Source organism: Sporosarcina sp. GTC18466, assembly GCF_055389225.1.
This window is the reverse complement of sequence record NZ_AP044037.1, coordinates 1,480,834-1,501,257: the sequence shown is the minus strand read 5'-3', so window position 1 is coordinate 1,501,257 and position 20,424 is coordinate 1,480,834. Positions and strand designations below refer to the sequence as shown.

The window sequence follows — 20,424 nt, the reverse complement described above, 5'->3', positions numbered from 1 at the left end:
CTTGCATTACGTTCAATAGTGTAAATATTTATAATTACCCAAAAGGGGTGGAAACATGTTAGGAATCATTCGGGTGCTTACAACAGATGATCAGGCTATTTTGCAGGAACATGGGAGGCGGATGGAAGAGCTTCATCAAATCGACTCATGGACCAGTTGCATTGATAACCAGCCGAACGGCATATACGACGCGGCGTCGGAAGCCGAGGCGGTCCCGAAGATCGTAGCGCTCGCGCAAGAGATGGCGAAGCGGGAAGGGATCGACGCCATTACGATCAGCTGCGCGGCGGATCCGGGGCTTGCGGAGCTGAAAGGGACAGTGGATGTGCCGGTGCTTGGCGCAGGCATCTGCGGGGCGCGTGCAGCGTGTCGGGCAGGCAGCCGCGTTGCAGTGATCGGGATCACGGAAGGAATTCCGCCGAACATCCGGAAGGCGCTCGGGGATCAGTTCCATTCCTACCGCCAGGGTTACGGCTTGCAGAAGACAACGGACTTGTTCAGTGAAGAGGCGAAGGGGAAGCTGCTAGAGGCAGCCCGGGCAGCCACCGGTGAAGGGGCGGATGTTATCCTGTTCGCCTGCACCGGGTTTTCTACCATCCGGCTGAAAGAAACACTGGAGCGGCAGCTTGACGTGCCGGTCATCGATCTGGTCGAGGCACAGGCGGCTGCGTACACGCAAATTCGAAGGGAGGCGTTAGGATGAAGACAAAAACATTCGATTTTCCATTCATACTATTTTCCATCATCATTTCCGTATTCGGCGCCATTATCGGGATGCAGTTGATCACGTCCCTCGGCATCACGCCGAATACCTCCATCATCGGGGCGTTGATCGCCATGCTGATCGCACGGATCCCGATGAAACTGTTCTATAAATACCGTTCGATCGAGAACCAGAACCTCATCCAGACATCGATTTCCGCGGCGACGTTCGGGGCGGCGAACAGCCTTCTCATCCCGCTCGGCATCCCGTTTGTCATGGGCATGCCGGAGCTGATCGTGCCAATGCTGATCGGGTCAGGGATGGCGCTGCTCGTGGATGTATTCATTCTGTATAAAGTATTCGACTCCAAGCTATTCTCTGCGGATGAAACTTGGCCGCCGGGCGTTGCGACTGCGGAAGCGCTCAAAGCGGGCGACGAAGGCGGTTCGAAAGCGAAGTTCCTCGGGCTCGGTATTCTAGGCGGGCTTGTCGGTTCGCATTTCGGCATTTCGATGTCGGCGTTCGGAGTCGCGTTCATCGGCAACATCTGGGCCTTGCTCATGTTCGGGGTCGGCCTCTTGCTCCGCGGCTATTCGGACACCTTGTTCGGGGTGGACCTGAATGCGTACTATATCCCGCACGGCATGATGATCGGAGCGGGGACGGTCGCACTCTTGCAGTTCATCCTCGTCCTCGTGAAATCGAAGAAAGACAAGGTTCCTGCCGCAGAGACGGAGACGGTGCATATCAACTCCCGGACGGACAGCGATATCAAAAAAGGGTTCGGCATCGGATTCGGCCTCTATATCGCTGCGGCGGCCATCCTTGCGGTCATCAGCGGCATCATCGGAGACATGTCGGTGTTCCAGACGATCATGTTTGTCGTATTCGCGGCATTTGCCGCGCTTGCGAGTGAGATCATCGTCGGGATTGCCGCGATGCATTCCGGCTGGTTCCCAGCTTTCGCAGTCACATTGATCGCCTTGCTGATCGGCATGATGCTCGGCTTCCCGCCAGTTGCACTTGCGCTGCTCACCGGGTTTACGGCGGCGACGGGTCCTGCATTTGCAGACCTCGGTTATGACTTCAAATCAGGTGCCGTGCTGCGGAAAGGACAAAAGACGGCAATGGAGCTATTCGGACGCCGGCAGCAGCTGAAGAGTTCCCTGATCGGGTTCGGTGTAGCGATCGTCATGGTTGCTCTGTTCCATAATTCGTTCTTTGCACAAGACCTTGTGCCGCCGGTCGACCATGTGTATGCAGCAACAATCGACAGCGGCTTGACCGGCAATATTGGGATGCTCCTCTTGCTATGGGCCATCCCGGGCGCAATCATCCAGCTGATCGGCGGGCCGAAGCGGCAGATGGGGATCTTGTTTGCGACAGGTCTGTTGATCGTCAATCCGATTGCGGGCTGGGCGGTCATCGCCGGGATCATCATCCGGTTCATCGTCCTGAAAGTGAAAGGACAGGAAGCGGAAAATGCGATGTATACGATGGCAGCCGGATTTATCGCCGGGGACGCCATCTACAGCTTCTTCACATCGCTCTGGAAAGCGAAATAATGGAGGGATCATATGACTAGACGAGTATTGACGAAGGAAGATGCGAAAAAGGCGGTGTACGGCGGCTGCATCCTCGGCGGAGGAGGCGGCGGCTGGATCGAGGACGGGCTCGCGAAAGCGGAGCAGGCGTTTGCAAAAGGGGCGCCTGAACTGGTCACAATCGATGAACTGGCAGACAGCGATCATGTCGCTTGCGTCTCGCTCGTCGGCGCGCCGTCCGCAAAAGATGCGTTCACGGACGAGGACCAGCTGGTGTCGACAGTGGAGCGCATGCAGAAGGAATTCGGCGAACCGATCCGGGCGCTGATGACGAATGAGAACGGGGCGGCGACGACGGTAAACGGCTGGCTGCAGGCAGCTGCGACCGGGCTGCCGTTCCTCGATGCGCCGTGCAACGGACGGGCGCATCCGACCGGTTCCATGGGATCGCTCAATCTGTCGGAAGTGGCAGGCTACCGCTCTATTCAGGCATTCGCAGGCGGCAAGGATACTACGAAGATGGAGGGCGTCGTGACCGGCTCGCTTGACGCCTCCGCGAGCACAGTCCGGGCGGTATCCGTCCAGGCGGGCGGGATGGTCGCCGTCTGTCGCAACCCGGTGACGGTGGGCTACGTGAAAGAGAATGCCGCGGTCGGCGGGATCACGCAGGCCATCGAGCTGGGAGAGGTTTTCTTCTCGGTTCCCGAGGGGCCGGATCGGATCGAAGCGGTGGCCGCACACCTGAGAGGCCGCGTCATTCACTCGGGCACGATCAGTAGTTTCGAGCTGAAGGCGGTCAATGGGTTTGACGTCGGCTTCGTGGAGGTTGACGGCCTGGAACTGACGTTCTGGAATGAATACATGACGGCCGAGATGGACGGCGAACGCAAAGGGACCTTCCCGGACCTCATCATGACATTCGATGCAGAGACTGGTATGCCGCTCGTTTCGGCGGAACTGAGGGAAGGCATCGCCATCGCGGTGATTTCCGTGCCGAAAGAATACTTGAAGCTCAGCACGACGATGTCGAATGCAAAGCTTCTGCAAGCGATTGAACCGATCGTCAACAAACGGATAATTTGAAAGGATGATAACAAATGTCGTTGAAATATACACTTGATGTGATCGAACTGCTGGATGATGTGAATGCAAGCGGGAAATCGGTGGTTCAGCTCTTCGAAGGGTTCGAGCATTGTGAGGCATCGTATGAAACGGTAGCCGGAGAGCAAGGATCCACGGACTTCGTAAAAGTGGTGATCAAAGGGACGGGAGGCAAAGAAAGCGGCGGCAGTGCGCGCACCCTTGGGATTGTTGGCCGCCTGGGCGGGCTCGGCGCACGCCCGCAGCGGATCGGCTTCGTCTCGGACGGCGACGGGGCGGCAGCGGCAGTCGCCATCGCCTTGAAGCTCGCGAACATGTCGGTCAAGGGCGACCGCCTGCCGGGGGATGTCATCGTGACGACGCATATCTGCCCAACCGCACCGACGCAGCCACATGAACCGGTCGATTTCATGGGATCGCCTGTTGATATCCTGACGATGAACCGCTACGAAGTGGTGCCTGAGATGGACGCTGTCGTCTCGATTGATACGACGAAAGGGAACCGGGTCTTCAACCATCGTGGCATCGCCCTGTCGCCGACCGTGAAATCGGGCTACGTCTTGAAATTCGCGGACGAACTGCTGCGCATCATGGAGATGACGACAGGCGAGCTGCCGGTGACATTCACGGTGACGACGCAGGATATCACGCCGTACGGCAACGATGTCTACCATATCAACAGCATCCTCCAGCCGTCCGTCGCGACAGACGCGCCTGTTGTCGGCGTCGCGATTACAGCGAAAACTGCGGTGCCGGGCAGCGGCACCGGGGCGAGCCATGAAGTGGACATCGCGCAGGCCGTCCGGTTCTCGATCGAAATTGCGAAGGAGTTCACGCGCGGGCAGATCGAGTTCTACGATGCGCAGGAATATGAGCATCTGGAGGCGCTATACGGTTCGATGAAGCATCTTCAGACACTCGGGACGGGCAAATGACAGCAGGGACAGTAGGTGTCCTGACGATCGGCCAGTCGCCGCGCACGGATGTGACCCCGTCAATCAAAGGGATCCTGGGCAGGTCGGTCAATCTGCGGGAGAGGGGCGGTCTCGACAGCTTGACGGATGAAACGGTAGAATCCGTCGCACCGGAGGAAGGGGATACGACCTACATCTCCCGGATGCGGAGCGGCAGGTCCGTCAAGATCGGCAAACGCCGGCTGCTCCCTCTATTGCAAAAGGAACTGACCGCACTTGAAGCGGAGGCGGATATCGTGCTGATGCTTTGTACCGGAGATTTCCCCTCGTTGATTGCCGAAAAACCGATCGTCTATCCAGACAAGGTGCTGAACCATGTCGTCAGCGCCCTCCTGCAAAAGGGAACGCTCGGGCTCATCATCCCGCTTGAAGAACAGCGGGAGACACTCGTATCGAAGTGGCGACAAGAAGGCGTGACGATTATCTCGGAAGCGGCAACTCCCTACGCGGAAAGTGATATCGAAGTGGCGGCCAGGCGCTTGCAGCAGCAAGGGGCGGATCTGCTTGTACTTGACTGCATGGGATATGATGAAGAGCATAAGAGAAGGGCTGCACAAGCAAGCGGGCTGCCGGTCCTCCTGCCGCGGACGCTCGTAGCGCGTGTTATTGCGGAGTATATGCCGGTGTAACGGACAGCGGCAGAATATAGAGCAGCAGGACGCTGAATGGCGCAAAAATGCGCAAGGCGGGTCCTGCTGTTTTGGATATCGACAACTTGCAAAGTCGGAGGTGCCGCCATGCCGGTGATCGCGTTATTTGTACTGAGCCTGCTCTGGGGCTCTACGTTTTACTTCACCAAACTGCTGTTGCCTGCATTCCATCCCGTTTCCATCGTCTGTTTTCGCTGCTTATTCGGCGCTCTTATGCTGCTGCCCTTCTTCATCGCAAAGAAAGGGTATAAGGAACTGACGTCGGAAAGGCTGCCGCTGCTCGTCGGCATCGCTCTGCTCAGCGCCGGAGTGCCCTGGACCATCATGAGTCTCAGCCTGCTTCACCTGGATACAACTGCCGGGGCGGTGCTGAACGCAACCGGGCCGATATTTGGCGTCCTGATCACGTTGCTGCTGCTGAAAGGACAGGTGAACAAGCAGGAACTCATGGGTGTCGCGGTCGGTTTCGCCGGAATTTGCCTCGTGCTCCTATGGAAGCCGTCTGCCGCGTCCTTTCATGCCGGCAGCGCAGGGCTGTTGCTGCTGGCAGTCTGTCTGTATGCGTTGTCCGCAGTCCTGACGGGCAAGTTCCTGCGTTCCTATTCGGTGATCACGCTGTCCTTTGTTACAATGGCAGCGGGGACACTATTTGCCGCGCCCCTGATGCTTCTAGTCCAGCCAAGCGGAATTCCGGCGCTTACGAACCCGCAGCCTGTCTTGTATTTCTTCATGCTAGGCGCCCTGAATTCGGGTATCGGCAACCTCCTCTACTATTACATCGTGAAGGCGGGCGGCCCCATATTTGCATTGTCGATCACCTATCTCATGCCGCTCATGACAATCCTGCTAGGGGTCTTTCTTTTGCAGGAGCCGGTGAACGCGGGCACCTTGCTGGCGTTAGGATTCGTGCTGAGCAGTATCTATATCTCACAACGGAAGGATGGTAAACAATGAAAGATTTCCAGCAGACCGTATCAGCTCTCATGGTGAACAACTTTAAACTCGAGAAAGACGTCAGCATCCTCGTCATCATGGACACAAGCACCTTAGCACTCGGCAAAAAATTCGCCGGTGCCCTGGAAGCGGACGGCTGGCACGTCAGCACCTATCATATGGAGGATCGGACGAAATCAGGGGAAGAGCCGCCTCAGGAAGCGGCGGACGAAATGCTGAACTACGGCCTCGTCTTCTGCCTGACAAAACACTCCCTGACCCACACGCACGCGCGGAAGAACGCCAATGCGAAAGGCATCCGTGTGATCACGATGCCAGGCATCACGGAAGACATGTTCCTGGAGGGCGCCATGTCCGCCGATTACCGCAAAGTCGAAAAAGAGACGCTCGACATGACCGGGAAATTGACCGAGGCGAAACAAGTGGCCATCCGCACGGGCAGCGATCACAAGCTGATCATTCCGCTCGAAGACAGAGACGGCGTCCCGAGCACAGGCGTCTTCAAGGATCCCGGAGCATCCGGCAACCTGCCGTCAGGAGAAGCCTACATCGCACCACCTGAGGGTAAAGCGGAAGGGACCATCGAGATCAACGGCTCCATCGCCGGCATCGGGCTAGTCGACGAACCGGTCGTGCTGACAATCGAAAAAGGCCGAGTGACGGACGCCACAGGGAAAGACGGCGAAACGTTGCTCTCTCTTCTAGGAGACGGCGATGGCAGGTTTCTTTGTGAACTCGGCATCGGCACCAACCACGCCGCCCGCGTCATCGGAAATATTCTGGAGGACGAGAAAGCCTACAACACAATTCATGTGGCCTTCGGGTCGAATCATACGTTCGGCGGGATAGTCAAGACGGATGTGCATATTGACTGTGTGACGAAGGATCCGGTGGTGGAGTGGGAGTGAGTTGGGAGCGACAGCTAGAGAAGGCATTGAGGTTTAGGGGGTTTACAGCGATTATCGTCTGTTGATACGAGATTGATTAATAAGGAAGGTTGTTGAAAAAGTGGCGAAAGAGGAGGCTTTTATGGGCTTTGGCTGGTGGCATTGAAAGACACGCGAGGTGATCAATAGGTGAATTTAGTAATAGGTATTGGTCAGCGATTAGACTGGAGTATGAAGGGAAAGGGTAACAGCAAAACAGACAAGAGACTTGCTGCGTGAGCAGGTCTCTTGTCTGTTTTAATATCTGGACGAACATGAATTACTCATAAGTCACCTTTTTAAGAGCAGGCGGTTTGGGTCCCCAGTCTCCGGTGTCCGGGGCTCCAGGCGCATCAGGTGAAAATGTGACTCCGCACTTTTTCTTGAAATCCTCAAAAGACAGTTTATAAATTTTCGATCCCTCTTTATTGGAAGTACCATAATAATAGATTTTACTGTCGTCCATGGATAAGCTGCGAACTTCCAAATCGCGCACACATACTTTGGAATCTTCTAATTTCATCACATCAGACTTCAAATAATCAGCGATGATTATGGAATCATCTGCATCTATTGTTGTACTAGAAGTGATTTTCTTCGCAATCAGCAAACTGTCTTCCATCTCTCCGCCGTTTCCAAGTGACAGCCATCCGCCGATGCTCAATTTCGTATCATCGAGTTTAAACCGGGTGGAGGATTCGTAATCACCCAGGACAACCATATTAACATCTTCGAAATCAGTGCCATTGGTCGCCGTCACTTTTCCGCCTACGTAAATATCGGAATCATCCGCTTCGAGCGGTTTAGAGGTGTGCAGGAAGTAGCCGTCTATATGCACTGAAGAGTTTTCAATATCAGATCCATTAGCGGTATGGGCGTTGCCGCTTATGCGGACACTCGAGTTCTTAACTTTAAATAAACCGCCCCCGGAATCCAGCTTGCCGCCAATATCCAGTCGGGAGTTTTCAAATGTAGCCCCGCCGGATTCGTAGTTCGTCTTAATGCTCAGATCAGTCTTATTGAAATCGGCTTGTCCATGTGCTTTATAAGCGTTCGCACTAATGATGGAATCCTCGGTATCAGCCGCTTGGAATTCTAGTTTGTTGGTGATTGTCATCTGTGTATTCTGGACGGAAGCAGTACCGCCGCTATTGTTGAGGGAGCCTGTCTGCAAATAGGATTTATTGATCTTTGCTGCTTGATAAGCCGTGATCGTCCCGCCTACGGTTAGATGGGTATTTTCCACATCGAATGAAGCAGGGGTAAAGTCCTTTTGAATATTCATCCATGAATTCTCAATATCGACCGTGCCCCAGGAACTTAGCGTGCCAGCCATATAAATAGTGGATTTATTAATATCATAGCCGGCCTCATGTATGCTGTCGATATTGCACTTCTGATTTGCAATCTTATTGCTGGATGGTGTGCAGTTGTTCACCTGTTTTCCGATCACCTGAGGCAGCGCAGGCTGAGCAGGTGCTTTTGGTGTTCGTAATTTCGGCATATAGATGGGTGCATCGTCTGATGTGCCAGGTCCATTCGGATTATCGGTGTTCTCTCCTTTAGGGCCTTTCGGAAAGTCGAAAACCATCACGAAGTCCAGATTTTTAGGTCTCACCTGCCTGTCCACGTTTCTTGAAAGATTCCCTTGGACAGTTCCATATAATGAGATACGGTATTTGTCTTCATATTTATCTTCCGCTTCCAGTTCCGTACGGACAGCTTTCAATTGGTGATCATACCCGTTGAATAACTCGATTTGCTGATTAATATAAGATTTCGCATGATGATCCAAAAGAGGAGCAAACTCACCAACTATGTTTTCTTTAATGATTTTATTATAATCTATCGGATAGTCATCAACAGGGATGGAGTTTACGATTCGATTCAGTTTATCCTCTAGCTTAGCTTCGTCAAGAAAGTTGCTGAAGTCCCACTTATAGAAGTCCACTCCAGCTTCCGCTGACACGACTACCAGATTGTTCTCATCCACTGTTTTTTCCTGTTTGGCATTACTGATGGTTCCCCGCATGAAAACTGCTGTGATGACCAGGATGAAGACAATGGCAAACAGGACAATCAGCAACGCATATCCATTTTCATTGCTCTTCTTATTCATTGTCAATCATCTCCTTGTCCTGTTGTAATGATGCGGGAAAGTGTTGTAGATATTGTCACCCTCCTCTTTGAATTAGCCGGATCAATGACCTGCAGATCCTGCAGCTCTACATTCATTTTGGTGGAATCGACAGAGAGCGGTTTAAACCCCTCCAAATCAAAGACGGTATAGGCGAATTGATGACTGACCATACCATCATAAGAAGGGTTCATCTGTCCTTGTTCATCCTTGCAGCTTTCAACCTTGATTTCTTTCTCCGAAATATATAATTCATATGAATCGCAATGCCGGTGTCTGCTGAAGTTCTGTAACGACGTAATTCGCTTCCCGCTGCAGCTGCAACGTTGAGGTTTCCGAGATGTTGGTCTTTGTGGCAATAGCGATTGTTGTCCATATGACGCCGACAACCAATGTCACCAGCACAAGGGTGGCGAGCACCTCAACTAACGTCATTCCTTCTTCTTCCCTTGGCATGGCCCAACCTCCTATCACTCTAGTTCCAGATATCCGAAAGACTCACTAATAACTTTTCCGTCTTTTTCTACTTGTATATGAATCTTATACAACTGCTTTTTTACTCTCTGCTCTTGTCCTTCCCCGCTGCACGTCTGGTTCTTATGATCATAGCAGTCTAATTTCGTTACATACCCGTCGCTGCGGAATTCATATGTCTCGTAAAGACTTGGACTCTTGCTCTCTTTGATCTTCTTGTATTGACCTCCAATTTCACCAGTCTTTTTTAAATCCGCTAATACCATTTTTGCATTATTCATAGAGACAAGCTTTGTTTCCGTATGCTCATTCATTTTATTCATTTGGGGAAAGACTGCCATGAAACCAATAAACACGATGCCGAGGATCACAAGGGCAGCAAGTATCTCAACCAGTGTCAAGCCTTTTTCATTGTTCCAAGTTTTCATGGCGACCCTCCATCTGTCTCTCAAAAGCAGCAGCATGCCAAATACCCTACTACATGTCGAGAACTCTTGCATTATAAGTATTGTTAAGTCTATTGTCTCATTAAAACCTGTTGCAAGTAAAGAGATGAAGCAGTTAATACGAGGTTACGAGACTACAGTAAAAGACTTTGGAAAACAGATGGATTACGTCTAATAGTCATAGTAGAATAGTTACATACCTACTATTGTAAGAGGAGGATCTTTACTCAAATGAAAAAGTTTTTACTGACAGCTGCAGCCATCCTGCTGTGTCTAGGTTTGTTCCCAGCGGTTCAAGTTAATGCGGCAGACGAATGGATCGAATTGCCGTCTCTAAAGGACATCGCACCGGAGAAGGCGTTCCGCGTGGAATTCAATCGTGGTCTCACTGAAAAAGAAATAGATGGGATTGTTCTAGTTCAAAGTGGAAAGTTTATTCCCGCCACTATAGAAGTACAGGGCAAAGCAGCAACTGTTACACCAGTTCACAGTTTGCAGAAGAATACAATATACGATATGCGTATATTCATTGCAGGCAAGAAATATCGTCTGCGCATTGAAACTACAGGAAGCAGCCAGAATGACGGATTACTGTATAAGGGCAAAACGGATGTACGGAGCTTCTTTGCAGACGGAAAGATAGTGCAGAATGTCCACCACTATGTAGTCGATATGGGTACAGGACACTCCATCAATCTTTATGTCACCGATGATTATGAGAAGCAATACGGCAAAGGGTTTGCCTATGATGAAACGAAATCAGCAATTCAATCGATTGAAGCTGTACGGAAAGTAAAACCGTATGCAACGAAAGATGGCAGTCTGGATATCTTCTTCTATACGCGCGAGTCAAATACTCCGCTGCCGGACAACTATCAGGCGGCCATCAACAGCTGGCGCTCGAACACGGGAGACGGCGCCCCTTCTGAAATCATTGTGAACGGAAGCCGCATGCAGTATGATTTCCGGACGTCTTATGTCCATGAGCTTGTCCATTATTTTGATTACCAATCAAAGATCAATGAGCTGGAGAGCATGCGGACATACGAAACATTCTGGGGACCAGACTATCGCTTCTGGTTGTTAGAAGGAGGGGCAGAATACGGCGGCTATTTCTTTTATAATTATCCGCTGAATGATAAGAACAATCTGCGCACAATGTTGCTTAAGCCGACGAAGGAGTCCATTCTCACCTATGCAAAAGAGCAGGGAGGCGGTAAGAAAAACCTTCTGTATGATGTGGAACTCGATTCGTTCGATGATATCTATAAAGCCAGCAACAACAACTATGGCGTAACACTTGCGCTCTTCTGGTACCTTTCGGAAACGTATGGATATGATGCAATCTATGACTACGCAATAGACGTGGCCGATACATTTAACGGGCGCCAAACAATTTCGCAAAAAGAAAAAGAAGATCTGGCGAAAAAGCATTTTGGGAAAACAGAAGAAGCCGTCCTGAAAGACTGGCTTGCCGCATTCAACACGTTTGATGGAAAGCTTCAAGAATACAAAGAAACCACAGTTGGTACGGCGAATGCGATATTTTTGAAAAACGACCCGCGCTTCCCAATTCCAGGTTCGCTGGGCGATCGCTCTGATGGCGGTTATTCTTTCGCTGTGAATGTGGAAGAGTGGATCCCTGAAGTGGGTGATGGACAAGCGAGTTCATTTATCGTCAAATCGACCCAGCTATTTGAACTGCGGGCTCCTGGTAAAGACACTGTGCAGGTGACCAGATCAGGCGGGTTCTACACAGGCAGACTTACGAATGGGGACCATCTCTATGCATTCAACTTTGTCATCCCGGCTGAAGAGCTGCGAAAAATGGAGAAAGGGACGAAATATACACTTCATCCTGTTAACAATGATACGACGTACCGATGGGTTGTGCCGGAGAGTGTTTTGCTGGAGTGGTGACTGTGCAGGAAGTTCTACTTCAACAGGATTCGAATTGAGCTAAATAGTTAGGAGTATTGGCCGATAATAAACAGGAATATGGAACTGGTCGGCGGTCTTGTTAAAAGGGAATAGTACTAGTACATTACCTTTATTTCAGCCGCTTTCCCGGATTCTTAATTGAGAGGAGAAAAGGATGAATAAAAAAAGAGCATATGCGAAATTTGTAGGATTGCAGTTGCTGGCAGTCTTACTAGCCGTTTCAATGATCATGCCATCGCTGTCTTTTGCTGAAGAAGTTGGGCAGAGCGAGGATGTTCGTGTTTCCTTGTCGAAAACATTTATTACTGAATCGGGTATCCGGGGCGGTTCCCAAGAACTAATATTGACATTGGAGTCTGGTGAGTGGGCTGAAGATTTTAGAGATAGTTTAAAAGTAGATGGCACGATCGATAACTCCAATCCCAAAGCGAAGTTATTAATAAACAGTATGCATGCTGTATTTAATAAAACAGCGTGGGATTCTTATAAAGGAAATTTACGGATAAAAAAAGATGACCTGAATAAAAAAATAATTATAATTGAAATGTTACAGAAAGAAAATTTTACAATTGAACAGAACGAAATAATTACAGTGGACCTTCCGTCCGTCTTATTCAAAAACTGGAAGAGCGTTAATCAGTCGGTTTCTTTTGAGATAGTAGCTATGCCAAGAGTCTCTCTCGGTGGTACGATTACGGATTACATAACGTACGGTGACCTTCAGCAAGGCGGGAAAACTATAGAGATTCGGCTTCTGAATGCAGAATGGAAAAAAGAAGATATCTATAAGACGATGGGTTTCAATGCCTTTCTGGAAGGCTTTACAGTAGGTAACAACACGTGGAGTGTAGCAGAGTCTTTGAAGTATAAAGACCCTAACCAGTTCATTAGTTTTCCGGGTGACTCTACACTTTTGCTGACATTGCCACCGGTGAGCATTGATAGTAGTAATGATGAACAAAGTGTTGTGTTTAAATTAGATGACTCCTTTTATACAAAGGATATAAATAATGATGACGACTTAATCCAAGGCAGAGAGATAGGATTTACGGTACACCCAAAGACAGCTCCGAGTTCCTCAAAGTTAGAAGTCACTACTTCCCTAAAGGAGGAAGATATAATAAATGGGAGAGCGAGTCTGTCGTTAACGTTAACTGGCGCCGAATGGTCATCTTTAACAGACGAGAAAAGACTGGTTCTGATTGATGCTCTGACAGCAAAAGAACAGTCCGAACAATGGGAACAAGTTAAGGATGCAATAAAGCAGAAAGTTCTTCAAAAAGATATAGATTATAATAAGATTATTACTCTAGATGAGGTGAATAATAAGTTAATCGTAAATATTCCCGAAACAGCAGGTCTTTCTTTAGTCAAAGACCAAAATGTATCAATTAACATCCCTTACCAGCTACTGAAGACGAATGTTGAATTAAAAGAAGCATCCTTCATTATCAAGGCACAGCCTAAAGCCCTTTTAACTGGAACGGCAGTGCCTGAATTAAAGCAGGCTGATTTTGCTAAGGGCGGAAAAACAGTTATCATCTCGCTGGTCAATACCGAATGGAATAGTGATATTACAACAAATACGCAAAAAAGAGAGGCCCTATTGGACGCATTTACATGGCCAGTAGGCACAGTTAACGAAATCAAGGCTAGAGCCGATGTTCAAAGTACCGACAACCAGACTGTCACTATTACTTTGCCCTCCATTTCGGGGAAAGTAACTGGGCATATCTCTTTTGATCCCGCTAAAATTGCTGGATTGATTGCGAATGCGACATTATTTAAGAAGGAGAAAGTTGAAAAAGCGATTACCGTTCTTTCAGCTGAAAACCAGACGATGTCTGTTGCGACGACAGTCAAGTCAGAATTTGATATTGAAAAAGGCGGGAAAACTGTAACCTTGACACTCAAAAATGATTCGTGGGCAGCATCCATCATAGAAAGCAAGATCAGTATAAAGGCAAAAGACAGTTCAGGCATTAAAAAAACAATTGCTGTTACTGCTGTAGAAAGAGTTAGTGATCAAGTCTTAATAGCAACACTTGCACCTGTTTCAAAATTTACACTAAATGAAAATACAGAAGCTGAAATCATTGTTGACCCGGTATTGTTATTGGCTAATCCTGCCTCCTTGAAAGGTAACTTCAAGATATCAGCCGTCACGGCGAGTTTAAGTGGAACCGGCTTAAGTATGGATGCGGTGGATTTGCAAAAAGGCGGAAAGACGGTAATCATTACTTTAAATGGAGCAGACTTTATCAATGGAACTATTGATAATAGTAAGATAAGTTCTATTTTAATACCTGCATCTGGATCGCTTCCTTGGAAGGGAATTACAGACATCAAGGTTACAAAGAATCGGATGACCATCAAGCTGCCGCCTGTACCGAATGCAACTTTTTCAGGAAGAATAAACGTTGAAATACCAACCAGCTTAATGGTGGAAGGTCCGCAGAATTCAAAGAAAGCGGCGGGTTCCTTTACTGTTGGAGCTGAAGGCAGTGCAACCATTTCCGCTACTTCCATTTTAGAAGAGGAGATTTTAAAAGGCGGTAAAAAGATCTCTATACAACTCTCTAATGCTGCGTGGGATCCTGCTATTGAGACAAATAAAGGCAAGAAATCTGCATTGCTAAAAGGGTTCAAGACAGCAGATCAAACGAAAGAGTGGGCTCTGGTCACTTCAGCCATATCAGCTAATGGAGTATTTAAAGTGAATGGTGGAATATTAGAAATCACAATTCCAGAAGTGCCGGCTTACTCCCTAATCCGAGAACAAGTAGTGGAAATTGTTATTCCTAAAACAGCACTCTCAGACTATAAGTATGATATTCCAGTCAATCAATTGCTTACCGTGAAGCTTCCGACATACCAGGACTTGAATAAAAGCTTCGCAGAACTGTTAAATGAAGGCATTAAAGAATCTGACCTGAACGATATCCGAATAAAAGTTCCGGATAAGAAAGTACAAACGATTTCAGTAAACACAACTGATTTTCCGGCATCCGGGCAGGGGACAGATGCAAGCGTTACAACAGTTGAGATAACTGCTGCAGCTGATGTTAAGAAAGTCGAAGTGACAGTCGCAGGAGAGCAGACATCTATAATGAAAGAGGCGACTGGTTCTAACAAGTTTCTCTTTGTCTTTTCCAATGTTGAGAAAAACAGTGAATTGAAAGTGACTGTGTATGGTTCAGGGACTAAGCCGATGCAAGCGGATATCTATAAAAAAATTGGTAAAGGATCTAAGACTTATAGCGAAGTGCCTAAAAAAGATTTGGCGGGTTCTTATTCGCTATATACTCTTCTGACTGACAAATCAATGATAAAAGATATTCTTAAGTATTATACGACTTCGGAACTTGCTGTACTGAAAACGGGCAGGAGATAAGGAGATGACCTGCATGAAGATATTCAAGCGATATAGTATTCTTGCAGCCGTCATGCTGCTGCTCTTCCTGCCTTGGCAGAACACAAGTATGGCAAAGGAATGGGCATTCCAGTCTATCCACGAAGTTGACAAGGCATGGAGCGTGAAGTTTAATTTACAGCTTGACGGAACGTCGATCACTCCAAGCAGCATCTATATTACGGATGGCCATACAACCCATCCTTCCGTTGCCCGTCTGGTCGGCAATGGAAAGGAAGTGCAAGTGATACCCACTTCTTCATATGAAGTTGGAAAGTCGTATCGCTTGATGATTACAGCAGAAGTTCGATCGCTTGATGGCAAACCATTGAAAACACCAATTGAGGTACCTTTTCAAGTGGTAGATCCGACGGCGGCTATTCAGGCTATCCATAGTACTATTAGTGGTATGTTCACCACATTCGTGGTGACCACCAGTCCTGAGGTTCATAAAGTCACGGTGAACGGGCAAGAGTTGACGTATATTGGCGGCAACCAACATACCGGAACATTCATAGATATGAAACCGAATAGCACGGTAACCGTATATGGTTACGGGGACAGCAATAAACGATTACAAACACTTCGGTATACCATTCAATAACCGCATGCAAAACTGACACGCAAGTGACACCTTGCGTGTCTTTTTTAATCTTCCTGCCAAAATGCAGCCTTCGAGAAGATAGTGCGATGTAACTAATAAATGCTATAATATAGTAGGAATCAAGATACTTGCTGAACTATAAGTAAAAAAGGCTCAAACAGACATGATATGCGCCTGTTCCAATGGAGGAATGAAAAAATGTTCTGTGTTTCATGTGGGGAAAAAGTCCAGCCGCAACAGGCTTATTGCGGGGCGTGCGGGGCCAATTTAAGCAAGCCGGCAGGGGAGTCGCAAGCATCTGGTGAGCAAAACCGTCCCTATTTTCAAGAGACAGTACAGGTATCTGCCAAAACAGTGCAGACGCAAGTGAAGGAGCGATTCCTTCATGCGACGGAGAAGATCAATGCAATGGTCGGAGAGCAGGGGGCCATCCAGATTAATCTGCGGGATGTTTTTTCACAAGTCTTCAAGAAACATCACAAAGAAGAGGGAGATGCTCTCTTCATCTCAGGCACCCTTGCAACAACACCGGCAGAGAGCGAGATCTCTACCACTTGGCCAAAGCCATGGCTGTTCTCCAGGGTGTTCGTCGTGTTGGCGTTGTCGTATGTGTTTCTTTACCTTTCCGCCTATACGTTTGAAAACATGCATGCTATTCCTGGGTTGATCATGGTGGGTTCATTGGTTGCGCCGTTTTCTCTTCTCATATTCTTTTGGGAGATGAATGCTCCACGGAATATCAGTATTTATGAGACGTCCAAGATGTTCTTCATTGGCGGGACGGCATCCCTGGTGCTCACCTTGTTTTTATATTCGATTTTTCCGGTGTATGACCTAAATTACTCGGGAGCTGTTATTGTAGGAATTGTGGAGGAGGTCGGAAAGTTAGCGGTCGTCATTTATTTCATACGCAAGCTGAAACCGAAATACATATTGAATGGCTTGCTGATCGGAGCTACGATTGGCGCAGGATTTGCAGCGTTTGAGTCTGCGGGCTATGCGTTTAACTACGGCATGATGTTTGGGGACAGCACGATGATTTCCGTAATCTTCAGCCGCGCCTGGACGGCAGTCGGCACGCATGTCGTCTGGACAGCGATTGCTGGCGGAGCCCTTGTGTATGTGATGGCAGGCGAGCAGTTCCGTAAAGACCACCTGACGAACTCGAAATTTTTGAAGCTGTTTTCGGTTTCTGTCATTCTGCATGCGATTTGGGACATGCCTCTGTATCTTCTGCAGTCCTTTAATTTGATCTATCTCTCACTGATCGTGGTAGCTTGGATTTTCATTTTCAGTCTAATCAATGCAGGGTTGCAGCAGATTGTCCGCCTGCATAACAGCAAGACCGCCGAGCTGCAGGAACGGCAAGAAATGGCAGGGGAAAACATACCTGAGCCGGTTCAGGGGGAGATGTAAGGGAAGACGACTAAGCAAAATCTATTAACGATTGATAAATCTGTTGATAAAGATCAGTAAGGGTACTGGCAGCGGTGCGTATCTACTACTGGGAGAATAGAAGACTCAAAGTATAAACGGGAAGTTCACGTGATAGGCGGAGTGAAAATTCCACCTAACGAAAGGAGGTTATGAAATGAGCTCCCAAGAAGTTCGTAAAGGCATGGTCAATTACGAAGAGAACAAAAGCTTTTCTGGATTTTTCATCTTTGAGATGTTGCTGTTATGCGGGTTTGTGACATGGCTTGGCGTGTCGAAGTTTTCTTGGAACGGAATTGCCACGTTCCTCATTGCGTTCATTGTCTGTTTTATTCTTTATCAAACTCGGGTGTTCCATGTCTTCAGTTTGCTGCTCTCCTTGGCGTGGGGGGTTGCCGGGTATATACTATGCTCTTTCCTCGTTCAAGTGACCGGGGGCGGTCAGGTGCTGTCTATTGTTATAGGCGTAATCGGCTTTGTGCTCGGGGCCCTGATGAGTCTCGGAGCGAGAAGTATGGGCAAACAGTATTACGATGATATTGAATAGGGCAGATGCATAAAGTAGGGCATCCCCTTATCTATTGATATATGAAAGGAGCACCATGGATGTCCAATATTATCCCCTTTAAATCCAGGGAACAATTACAGCTTGAGCGTGAAGCGAATCTGAAGAATGCGTGGAATGCCTATTTAGGGGTTACTGAACAACTCGAATTTCCCTATAAAATAAAGGGTTTAACACGTTATTTGTCGAAATAAGTGCATACTGAAAAAATTAAATCCATTTCGGAACCGCTTAGGAGGACATGTCATGTATGAACATAACGCGAACCAGATGATACTGCCACACGAATTCTTTTTGCCGTTCGGAGGGCACTTGAACCCTGATAACCGTTGGGTTCGTATGGCTTCTATCATTCCTTGGGCTGATCTTGAGGAAGCCTATCTGAAGTCGCTTGGCGACCCTAATCAAGGAAGTAAGGCATATACCGTGCAACTTGCACTTGGCGCACTGATCATCAAGGAGCGGCTTGGCTTGAGTGATGAAGAAACCGTGGAAGTCATAACAGAAAATCCCTATATGCAATACTTCATCGGACTGCACGCTTTTCAAGATGAACCACCGTTTCACGCATCTTCCCTGACGCATTTCCGCAAGCGTTTCAACATGGAACTTGTGAATCAGCTGAATGAATCCATTACGGCCGCACATCGGAAACCTGCGAATCCTACGGATTCGGATGATGACGAGCCGAAAGGCGGGAATGAAAGCCCAGCAGTAAGCCCGGAGCCTTCGCATCCGAAAGAGGAAACGCCTGTCTACAAACAAGGGAAACTTCTGATCGACGCCACTTGTGCCCCTTCCGATATTGCATACCCCACGGATATCGGTCTCTTGCATCAGGCGAGGGGAAAACTTGAAACGATGATCGATACGTTACACGCAGAACGCCCTCATGGTGCCAAAAAACCGCGTACCTATCGCAAGAAAGCACGGAAGGAGTATCTCGCCTTATCCAAGCAACGGAAACCTGGCTACGAGAAGATACAGGCCTGCCTGAAGGGACAGCTATCCTATGTCCGTAGAAATCTGAAGCATGTAGAGAATCTAGCGGATGAAGTTGGACTTACCAAGCTGACACGGGCACAGTACAAAGACCTGCTGGTCATCCAGGAACTGTTCCGTCAGCAGACCATCCTGTTCGAAAACGGGTCACATTCAATTGAGGACCGAATCGTCAGCATTTCACAGCCCTATATCCGTCCGATTGTACGAGGGAAAGCGAAAGCAGCGGTTGAATTCGGTGCAAAACTTTCAGTCAGCTTGGTCGATGGGTATGCATACCTTGAGACGCTTCAATGGGATGCTTATAACGAAGGGACTCTTCTACAAGAATCCATCCTGGCGTACAAGGAACGGTTTGGCTACTATCCGGAAGCCGTTCTCGCGGATACTATCTACAGAACCCGGGAAAACCGGAAGTTCTGTAAAGAACTTGGCATCCGGCTGAGCGGTCCGAAACTCGGCAGACCGGCCAAGAATCAGCATGTCCTCTCAGAACAGAAGAAGGTGGAAAAACAGGACCACGGCGAGCGTAATGCCATCGAAGGCAAATTCGGTGAAGGCAAACGCGTATATGGGCTGGGTCTTATTAAAGCACGCCTTCAAGCCACAAGTGAGACGACAATTGCCCTCCAACTGGTCATCATGAATCTCGAAAAGATCCTCCGGGATACTTTTTTGTCATTTTTCCTTCGTTATGATCGACAATCATTATGCTTATTTTCTATGAAGCCTAATTTTCCAGTTGCTTAAATTAGGTTGTTCAGTAGTCCCTATTTAGAAGAGGAACGGCAGAGGGCGATGGAGTTTATAGAACAGAACGAGCATGATCTGGAGCGGTGAGAATGTTCGTTTGAAGGTATACATAGGAAAGTGACGATTCGTCAGTTGATATAAAATTGAAGAGGAAGAGTTGGCTGCAGAGCCGGTGCTGAAGCCGGCCAAGGAGGACGTGGAATGGAAGATATCTTAAGCAAAATACACAGGGAGCATGTACTGGAGGCGGTCGACTATCTGGATACCTACGGATGGGCCAAGCGGTACAACTCCACTAAATACGACATGGTGTTTAACGGATTCGCCTATCCGCCTAAAATGGTAATTCGCATTGCGGGCATCGAGGCAACGGGGCATGAACCAGTCGCTTTTGGAGGCTGTGCAATATGGCGAACCCGTCCTTGCTCGTGGCAAGTCATATCAAACCATGGAAAGACTGCAGTTCCGCGGAACGCTTGCATGTGGAGAATGGGCTGCTGCTCTGTCCGAATCATGATCGACTGTTTGATCAAGGGCTGATTACGTTTGAGGAAGATGGCAGCATGTGTATCTCGGCACGTCTTTCGGATGCAGACCGGATTCTGCTCAACTTGCATGAGTCCATGCGCATTGATCTGCAGCATGAGCGGAAACAGTTTATGGCGTGGCACCGGACGGCAGTATACCAAGATGAGTAAACGTACTACTATAAATAGGGGTTACTGAACAACTCGAATTTCCCTATAAAATAAAGGGTTTAACACGTTATTTGTCGAAATAAGTGCATACTGAAAAAATTAAATC

The 20,424-nt window shown here is 48.5% G+C and carries 18 protein-coding genes; 14 read left to right on the top strand and 4 right to left on the bottom strand.

Translation table 11 applies throughout. The features are described from left to right. Window positions 1–55 precede the first annotated feature (55 nt). The 7 genes from ACZ5FK_RS07240 to ACZ5FK_RS07210 are packed head-to-tail and all read left to right on the top strand — an operon-like array spanning window position 56 to window position 6,834. Entirely contained in the window at window positions 56–703 is a 648-nt protein-coding gene (locus ACZ5FK_RS07240; RefSeq protein ID WP_464807223.1) for an aspartate/glutamate racemase family protein, read from the top strand. Further along, window positions 700–2,268 carry an OPT/YSL family transporter gene (locus tag ACZ5FK_RS07235; protein ID WP_464807222.1) on the top strand — a complete coding sequence of 523 codons (1,569 nt, stop codon included), beginning with the start codon at window positions 700–702 and terminating at the stop codon, window positions 2,266–2,268. Before ACZ5FK_RS07240 ends, ACZ5FK_RS07235 begins: the two co-directional genes overlap by 4 nt. Before the next feature lie 12 nt (window positions 2,269–2,280). After that, the gene (locus tag ACZ5FK_RS07230) at window positions 2,281–3,330 is read left to right on the top strand and encodes a DUF917 domain-containing protein (protein ID WP_464807221.1); all 1,050 of its coding nucleotides are present in this window, start codon (window positions 2,281–2,283) and stop codon (window positions 3,328–3,330) included. 14 nt (window positions 3,331–3,344) lie between these two features. Next, a complete protein-coding gene (locus tag ACZ5FK_RS07225; protein WP_464807220.1) occupies window positions 3,345–4,283 on the top strand; it encodes a DUF1177 domain-containing protein in 939 nt (312 codons plus the stop codon). Next, window positions 4,280–4,951, top strand: a complete 672-nt coding sequence (locus ACZ5FK_RS07220) for an AroM family protein (protein ID WP_464807219.1) — start codon at window positions 4,280–4,282, stop codon at window positions 4,949–4,951. The genes ACZ5FK_RS07225 and ACZ5FK_RS07220 overlap by 4 nt, the downstream gene beginning before the upstream one ends. Window positions 4,952–4,987: 36 nt before the next feature. Then, a complete protein-coding gene (locus ACZ5FK_RS07215) occupies window positions 4,988–5,926 on the top strand; it encodes a DMT family transporter (protein ID WP_464807218.1) in 939 nt (312 codons plus the stop codon). Further along, window positions 5,923–6,834, top strand: a complete 912-nt coding sequence (locus tag ACZ5FK_RS07210) for an aminopeptidase (RefSeq protein ID WP_464807217.1) — start codon at window positions 5,923–5,925, stop codon at window positions 6,832–6,834. Before ACZ5FK_RS07215 ends, ACZ5FK_RS07210 begins: the two co-directional genes overlap by 4 nt. 298 nt (window positions 6,835–7,132) lie before the next feature. On the opposite strand, the gene ACZ5FK_RS07205 is transcribed toward ACZ5FK_RS07210, so the two are convergent. From ACZ5FK_RS07205 to ACZ5FK_RS07190, 4 genes are read right to left on the bottom strand one after another with little or no spacing between them, the layout of a single operon-like run. Further along, the gene (locus ACZ5FK_RS07205) at window positions 7,133–8,971 is read right to left on the bottom strand and encodes a hypothetical protein (RefSeq protein ID WP_464807216.1); all 1,839 of its coding nucleotides are present in this window, start codon (window positions 8,969–8,971) and stop codon (window positions 7,133–7,135) included. A gap of 2 nt (window positions 8,972–8,973) precedes the next feature. Beyond that, on the bottom strand, window positions 8,974–9,183 hold the full coding sequence (locus ACZ5FK_RS07200; protein ID WP_464807215.1) for a hypothetical protein: 210 nt from the start codon (window positions 9,181–9,183) through the stop codon (window positions 8,974–8,976). Window positions 9,184–9,241: 58 nt separating this feature from the next. After that, window positions 9,242–9,445, bottom strand: a complete 204-nt coding sequence (locus tag ACZ5FK_RS07195) for a hypothetical protein (RefSeq protein ID WP_464807214.1) — start codon at window positions 9,443–9,445, stop codon at window positions 9,242–9,244. 14 nt (window positions 9,446–9,459) lie between these two features. After that, window positions 9,460–9,891, bottom strand: coding sequence for a PulJ/GspJ family protein (locus tag ACZ5FK_RS07190; protein WP_464807213.1), 432 nt, complete (start codon window positions 9,889–9,891; stop codon window positions 9,460–9,462). Between the two features lie 249 nt (window positions 9,892–10,140). Here ACZ5FK_RS07190 and ACZ5FK_RS07185 point away from each other — a divergent pair, with 249 nt between their 5' ends. The 7 genes from ACZ5FK_RS07185 to ACZ5FK_RS07155 all read left to right on the top strand — a co-directional run bounded on the left by ACZ5FK_RS07185 (window position 10,141) and on the right by ACZ5FK_RS07155 (window position 20,318). Further along, entirely contained in the window at window positions 10,141–11,829 is a 1,689-nt protein-coding gene (locus ACZ5FK_RS07185; protein ID WP_464807212.1) for a hypothetical protein, read from the top strand. A gap of 175 nt (window positions 11,830–12,004) precedes the next feature. After that, a complete protein-coding gene (locus ACZ5FK_RS07180; RefSeq protein ID WP_464807211.1) occupies window positions 12,005–15,244 on the top strand; it encodes a hypothetical protein in 3,240 nt (1,079 codons plus the stop codon). Window positions 15,245–15,257: 13 nt separating this feature from the next. Continuing rightward, window positions 15,258–15,866, top strand: a complete 609-nt coding sequence (locus ACZ5FK_RS07175) for an Ig-like domain-containing domain (protein ID WP_464807210.1) — start codon at window positions 15,258–15,260, stop codon at window positions 15,864–15,866. A gap of 198 nt (window positions 15,867–16,064) precedes the next feature. Then, on the top strand, window positions 16,065–17,282 hold the full coding sequence (locus ACZ5FK_RS07170; RefSeq protein ID WP_464807209.1) for a PrsW family glutamic-type intramembrane protease: 1,218 nt from the start codon (window positions 16,065–16,067) through the stop codon (window positions 17,280–17,282). A gap of 175 nt (window positions 17,283–17,457) precedes the next feature. After that, a complete protein-coding gene (locus ACZ5FK_RS07165; protein ID WP_464807208.1) occupies window positions 17,458–17,847 on the top strand; it encodes a hypothetical protein in 390 nt (129 codons plus the stop codon). Window positions 17,848–18,111: 264 nt separating this feature from the next. After that, entirely contained in the window at window positions 18,112–19,617 is a 1,506-nt protein-coding gene (locus ACZ5FK_RS07160; protein WP_464807207.1) for an IS5 family transposase, read from the top strand. Window positions 19,618–20,027: 410 nt separating this feature from the next. Further along, complete coding sequence (locus tag ACZ5FK_RS07155; protein ID WP_464807206.1) at window positions 20,028–20,318, top strand: HNH endonuclease; 291 nt, start codon at window positions 20,028–20,030, stop codon at window positions 20,316–20,318. Window positions 20,319–20,424: the final 106 nt, after the last annotated feature.

Bases quoted from the DNA above. Each gene is read 5' to 3' on its own strand.
- ACZ5FK_RS07240 (WP_464807223.1), top strand. From the start codon at position 56: ATGTTAGGAATCATTCGGGTGCTTACAACAGATGATCAGGCTATTTTG.
- ACZ5FK_RS07235 (WP_464807222.1), top strand. From the start codon at position 700: ATGAAGACAAAAACATTCGATTTTCCATTCATACTATTTTCCATCATC.
- ACZ5FK_RS07230 (WP_464807221.1), top strand. From the start codon at position 2,281: ATGACTAGACGAGTATTGACGAAGGAAGATGCGAAAAAGGCGGTGTAC.
- ACZ5FK_RS07225 (WP_464807220.1), top strand. From the start codon at position 3,345: ATGTCGTTGAAATATACACTTGATGTGATCGAACTGCTGGATGATGTG.
- ACZ5FK_RS07220 (WP_464807219.1), top strand. From the start codon at position 4,280: ATGACAGCAGGGACAGTAGGTGTCCTGACGATCGGCCAGTCGCCGCGC.
- ACZ5FK_RS07215 (WP_464807218.1), top strand. From the start codon at position 4,988: ATGGCGCAAAAATGCGCAAGGCGGGTCCTGCTGTTTTGGATATCGACA.
- ACZ5FK_RS07210 (WP_464807217.1), top strand. From the start codon at position 5,923: ATGAAAGATTTCCAGCAGACCGTATCAGCTCTCATGGTGAACAACTTT.
- ACZ5FK_RS07205 (WP_464807216.1), bottom strand. From the start codon at position 8,971: ATGAATAAGAAGAGCAATGAAAATGGATATGCGTTGCTGATTGTCCTG.
- ACZ5FK_RS07200 (WP_464807215.1), bottom strand. From the start codon at position 9,183: ATGAACCCTTCTTATGATGGTATGGTCAGTCATCAATTCGCCTATACC.
- ACZ5FK_RS07195 (WP_464807214.1), bottom strand. From the start codon at position 9,445: ATGCCAAGGGAAGAAGAAGGAATGACGTTAGTTGAGGTGCTCGCCACC.
- ACZ5FK_RS07190 (WP_464807213.1), bottom strand. From the start codon at position 9,891: ATGAAAACTTGGAACAATGAAAAAGGCTTGACACTGGTTGAGATACTT.
- ACZ5FK_RS07185 (WP_464807212.1), top strand. From the start codon at position 10,141: ATGAAAAAGTTTTTACTGACAGCTGCAGCCATCCTGCTGTGTCTAGGT.
- ACZ5FK_RS07180 (WP_464807211.1), top strand. From the start codon at position 12,005: ATGAATAAAAAAAGAGCATATGCGAAATTTGTAGGATTGCAGTTGCTG.
- ACZ5FK_RS07175 (WP_464807210.1), top strand. From the start codon at position 15,258: ATGAAGATATTCAAGCGATATAGTATTCTTGCAGCCGTCATGCTGCTG.
- ACZ5FK_RS07170 (WP_464807209.1), top strand. From the start codon at position 16,065: ATGTTCTGTGTTTCATGTGGGGAAAAAGTCCAGCCGCAACAGGCTTAT.
- ACZ5FK_RS07165 (WP_464807208.1), top strand. From the start codon at position 17,458: ATGAGCTCCCAAGAAGTTCGTAAAGGCATGGTCAATTACGAAGAGAAC.
- ACZ5FK_RS07160 (WP_464807207.1), top strand. From the start codon at position 18,112: ATGTATGAACATAACGCGAACCAGATGATACTGCCACACGAATTCTTT.
- ACZ5FK_RS07155 (WP_464807206.1), top strand. From the start codon at position 20,028: ATGGCGAACCCGTCCTTGCTCGTGGCAAGTCATATCAAACCATGGAAA.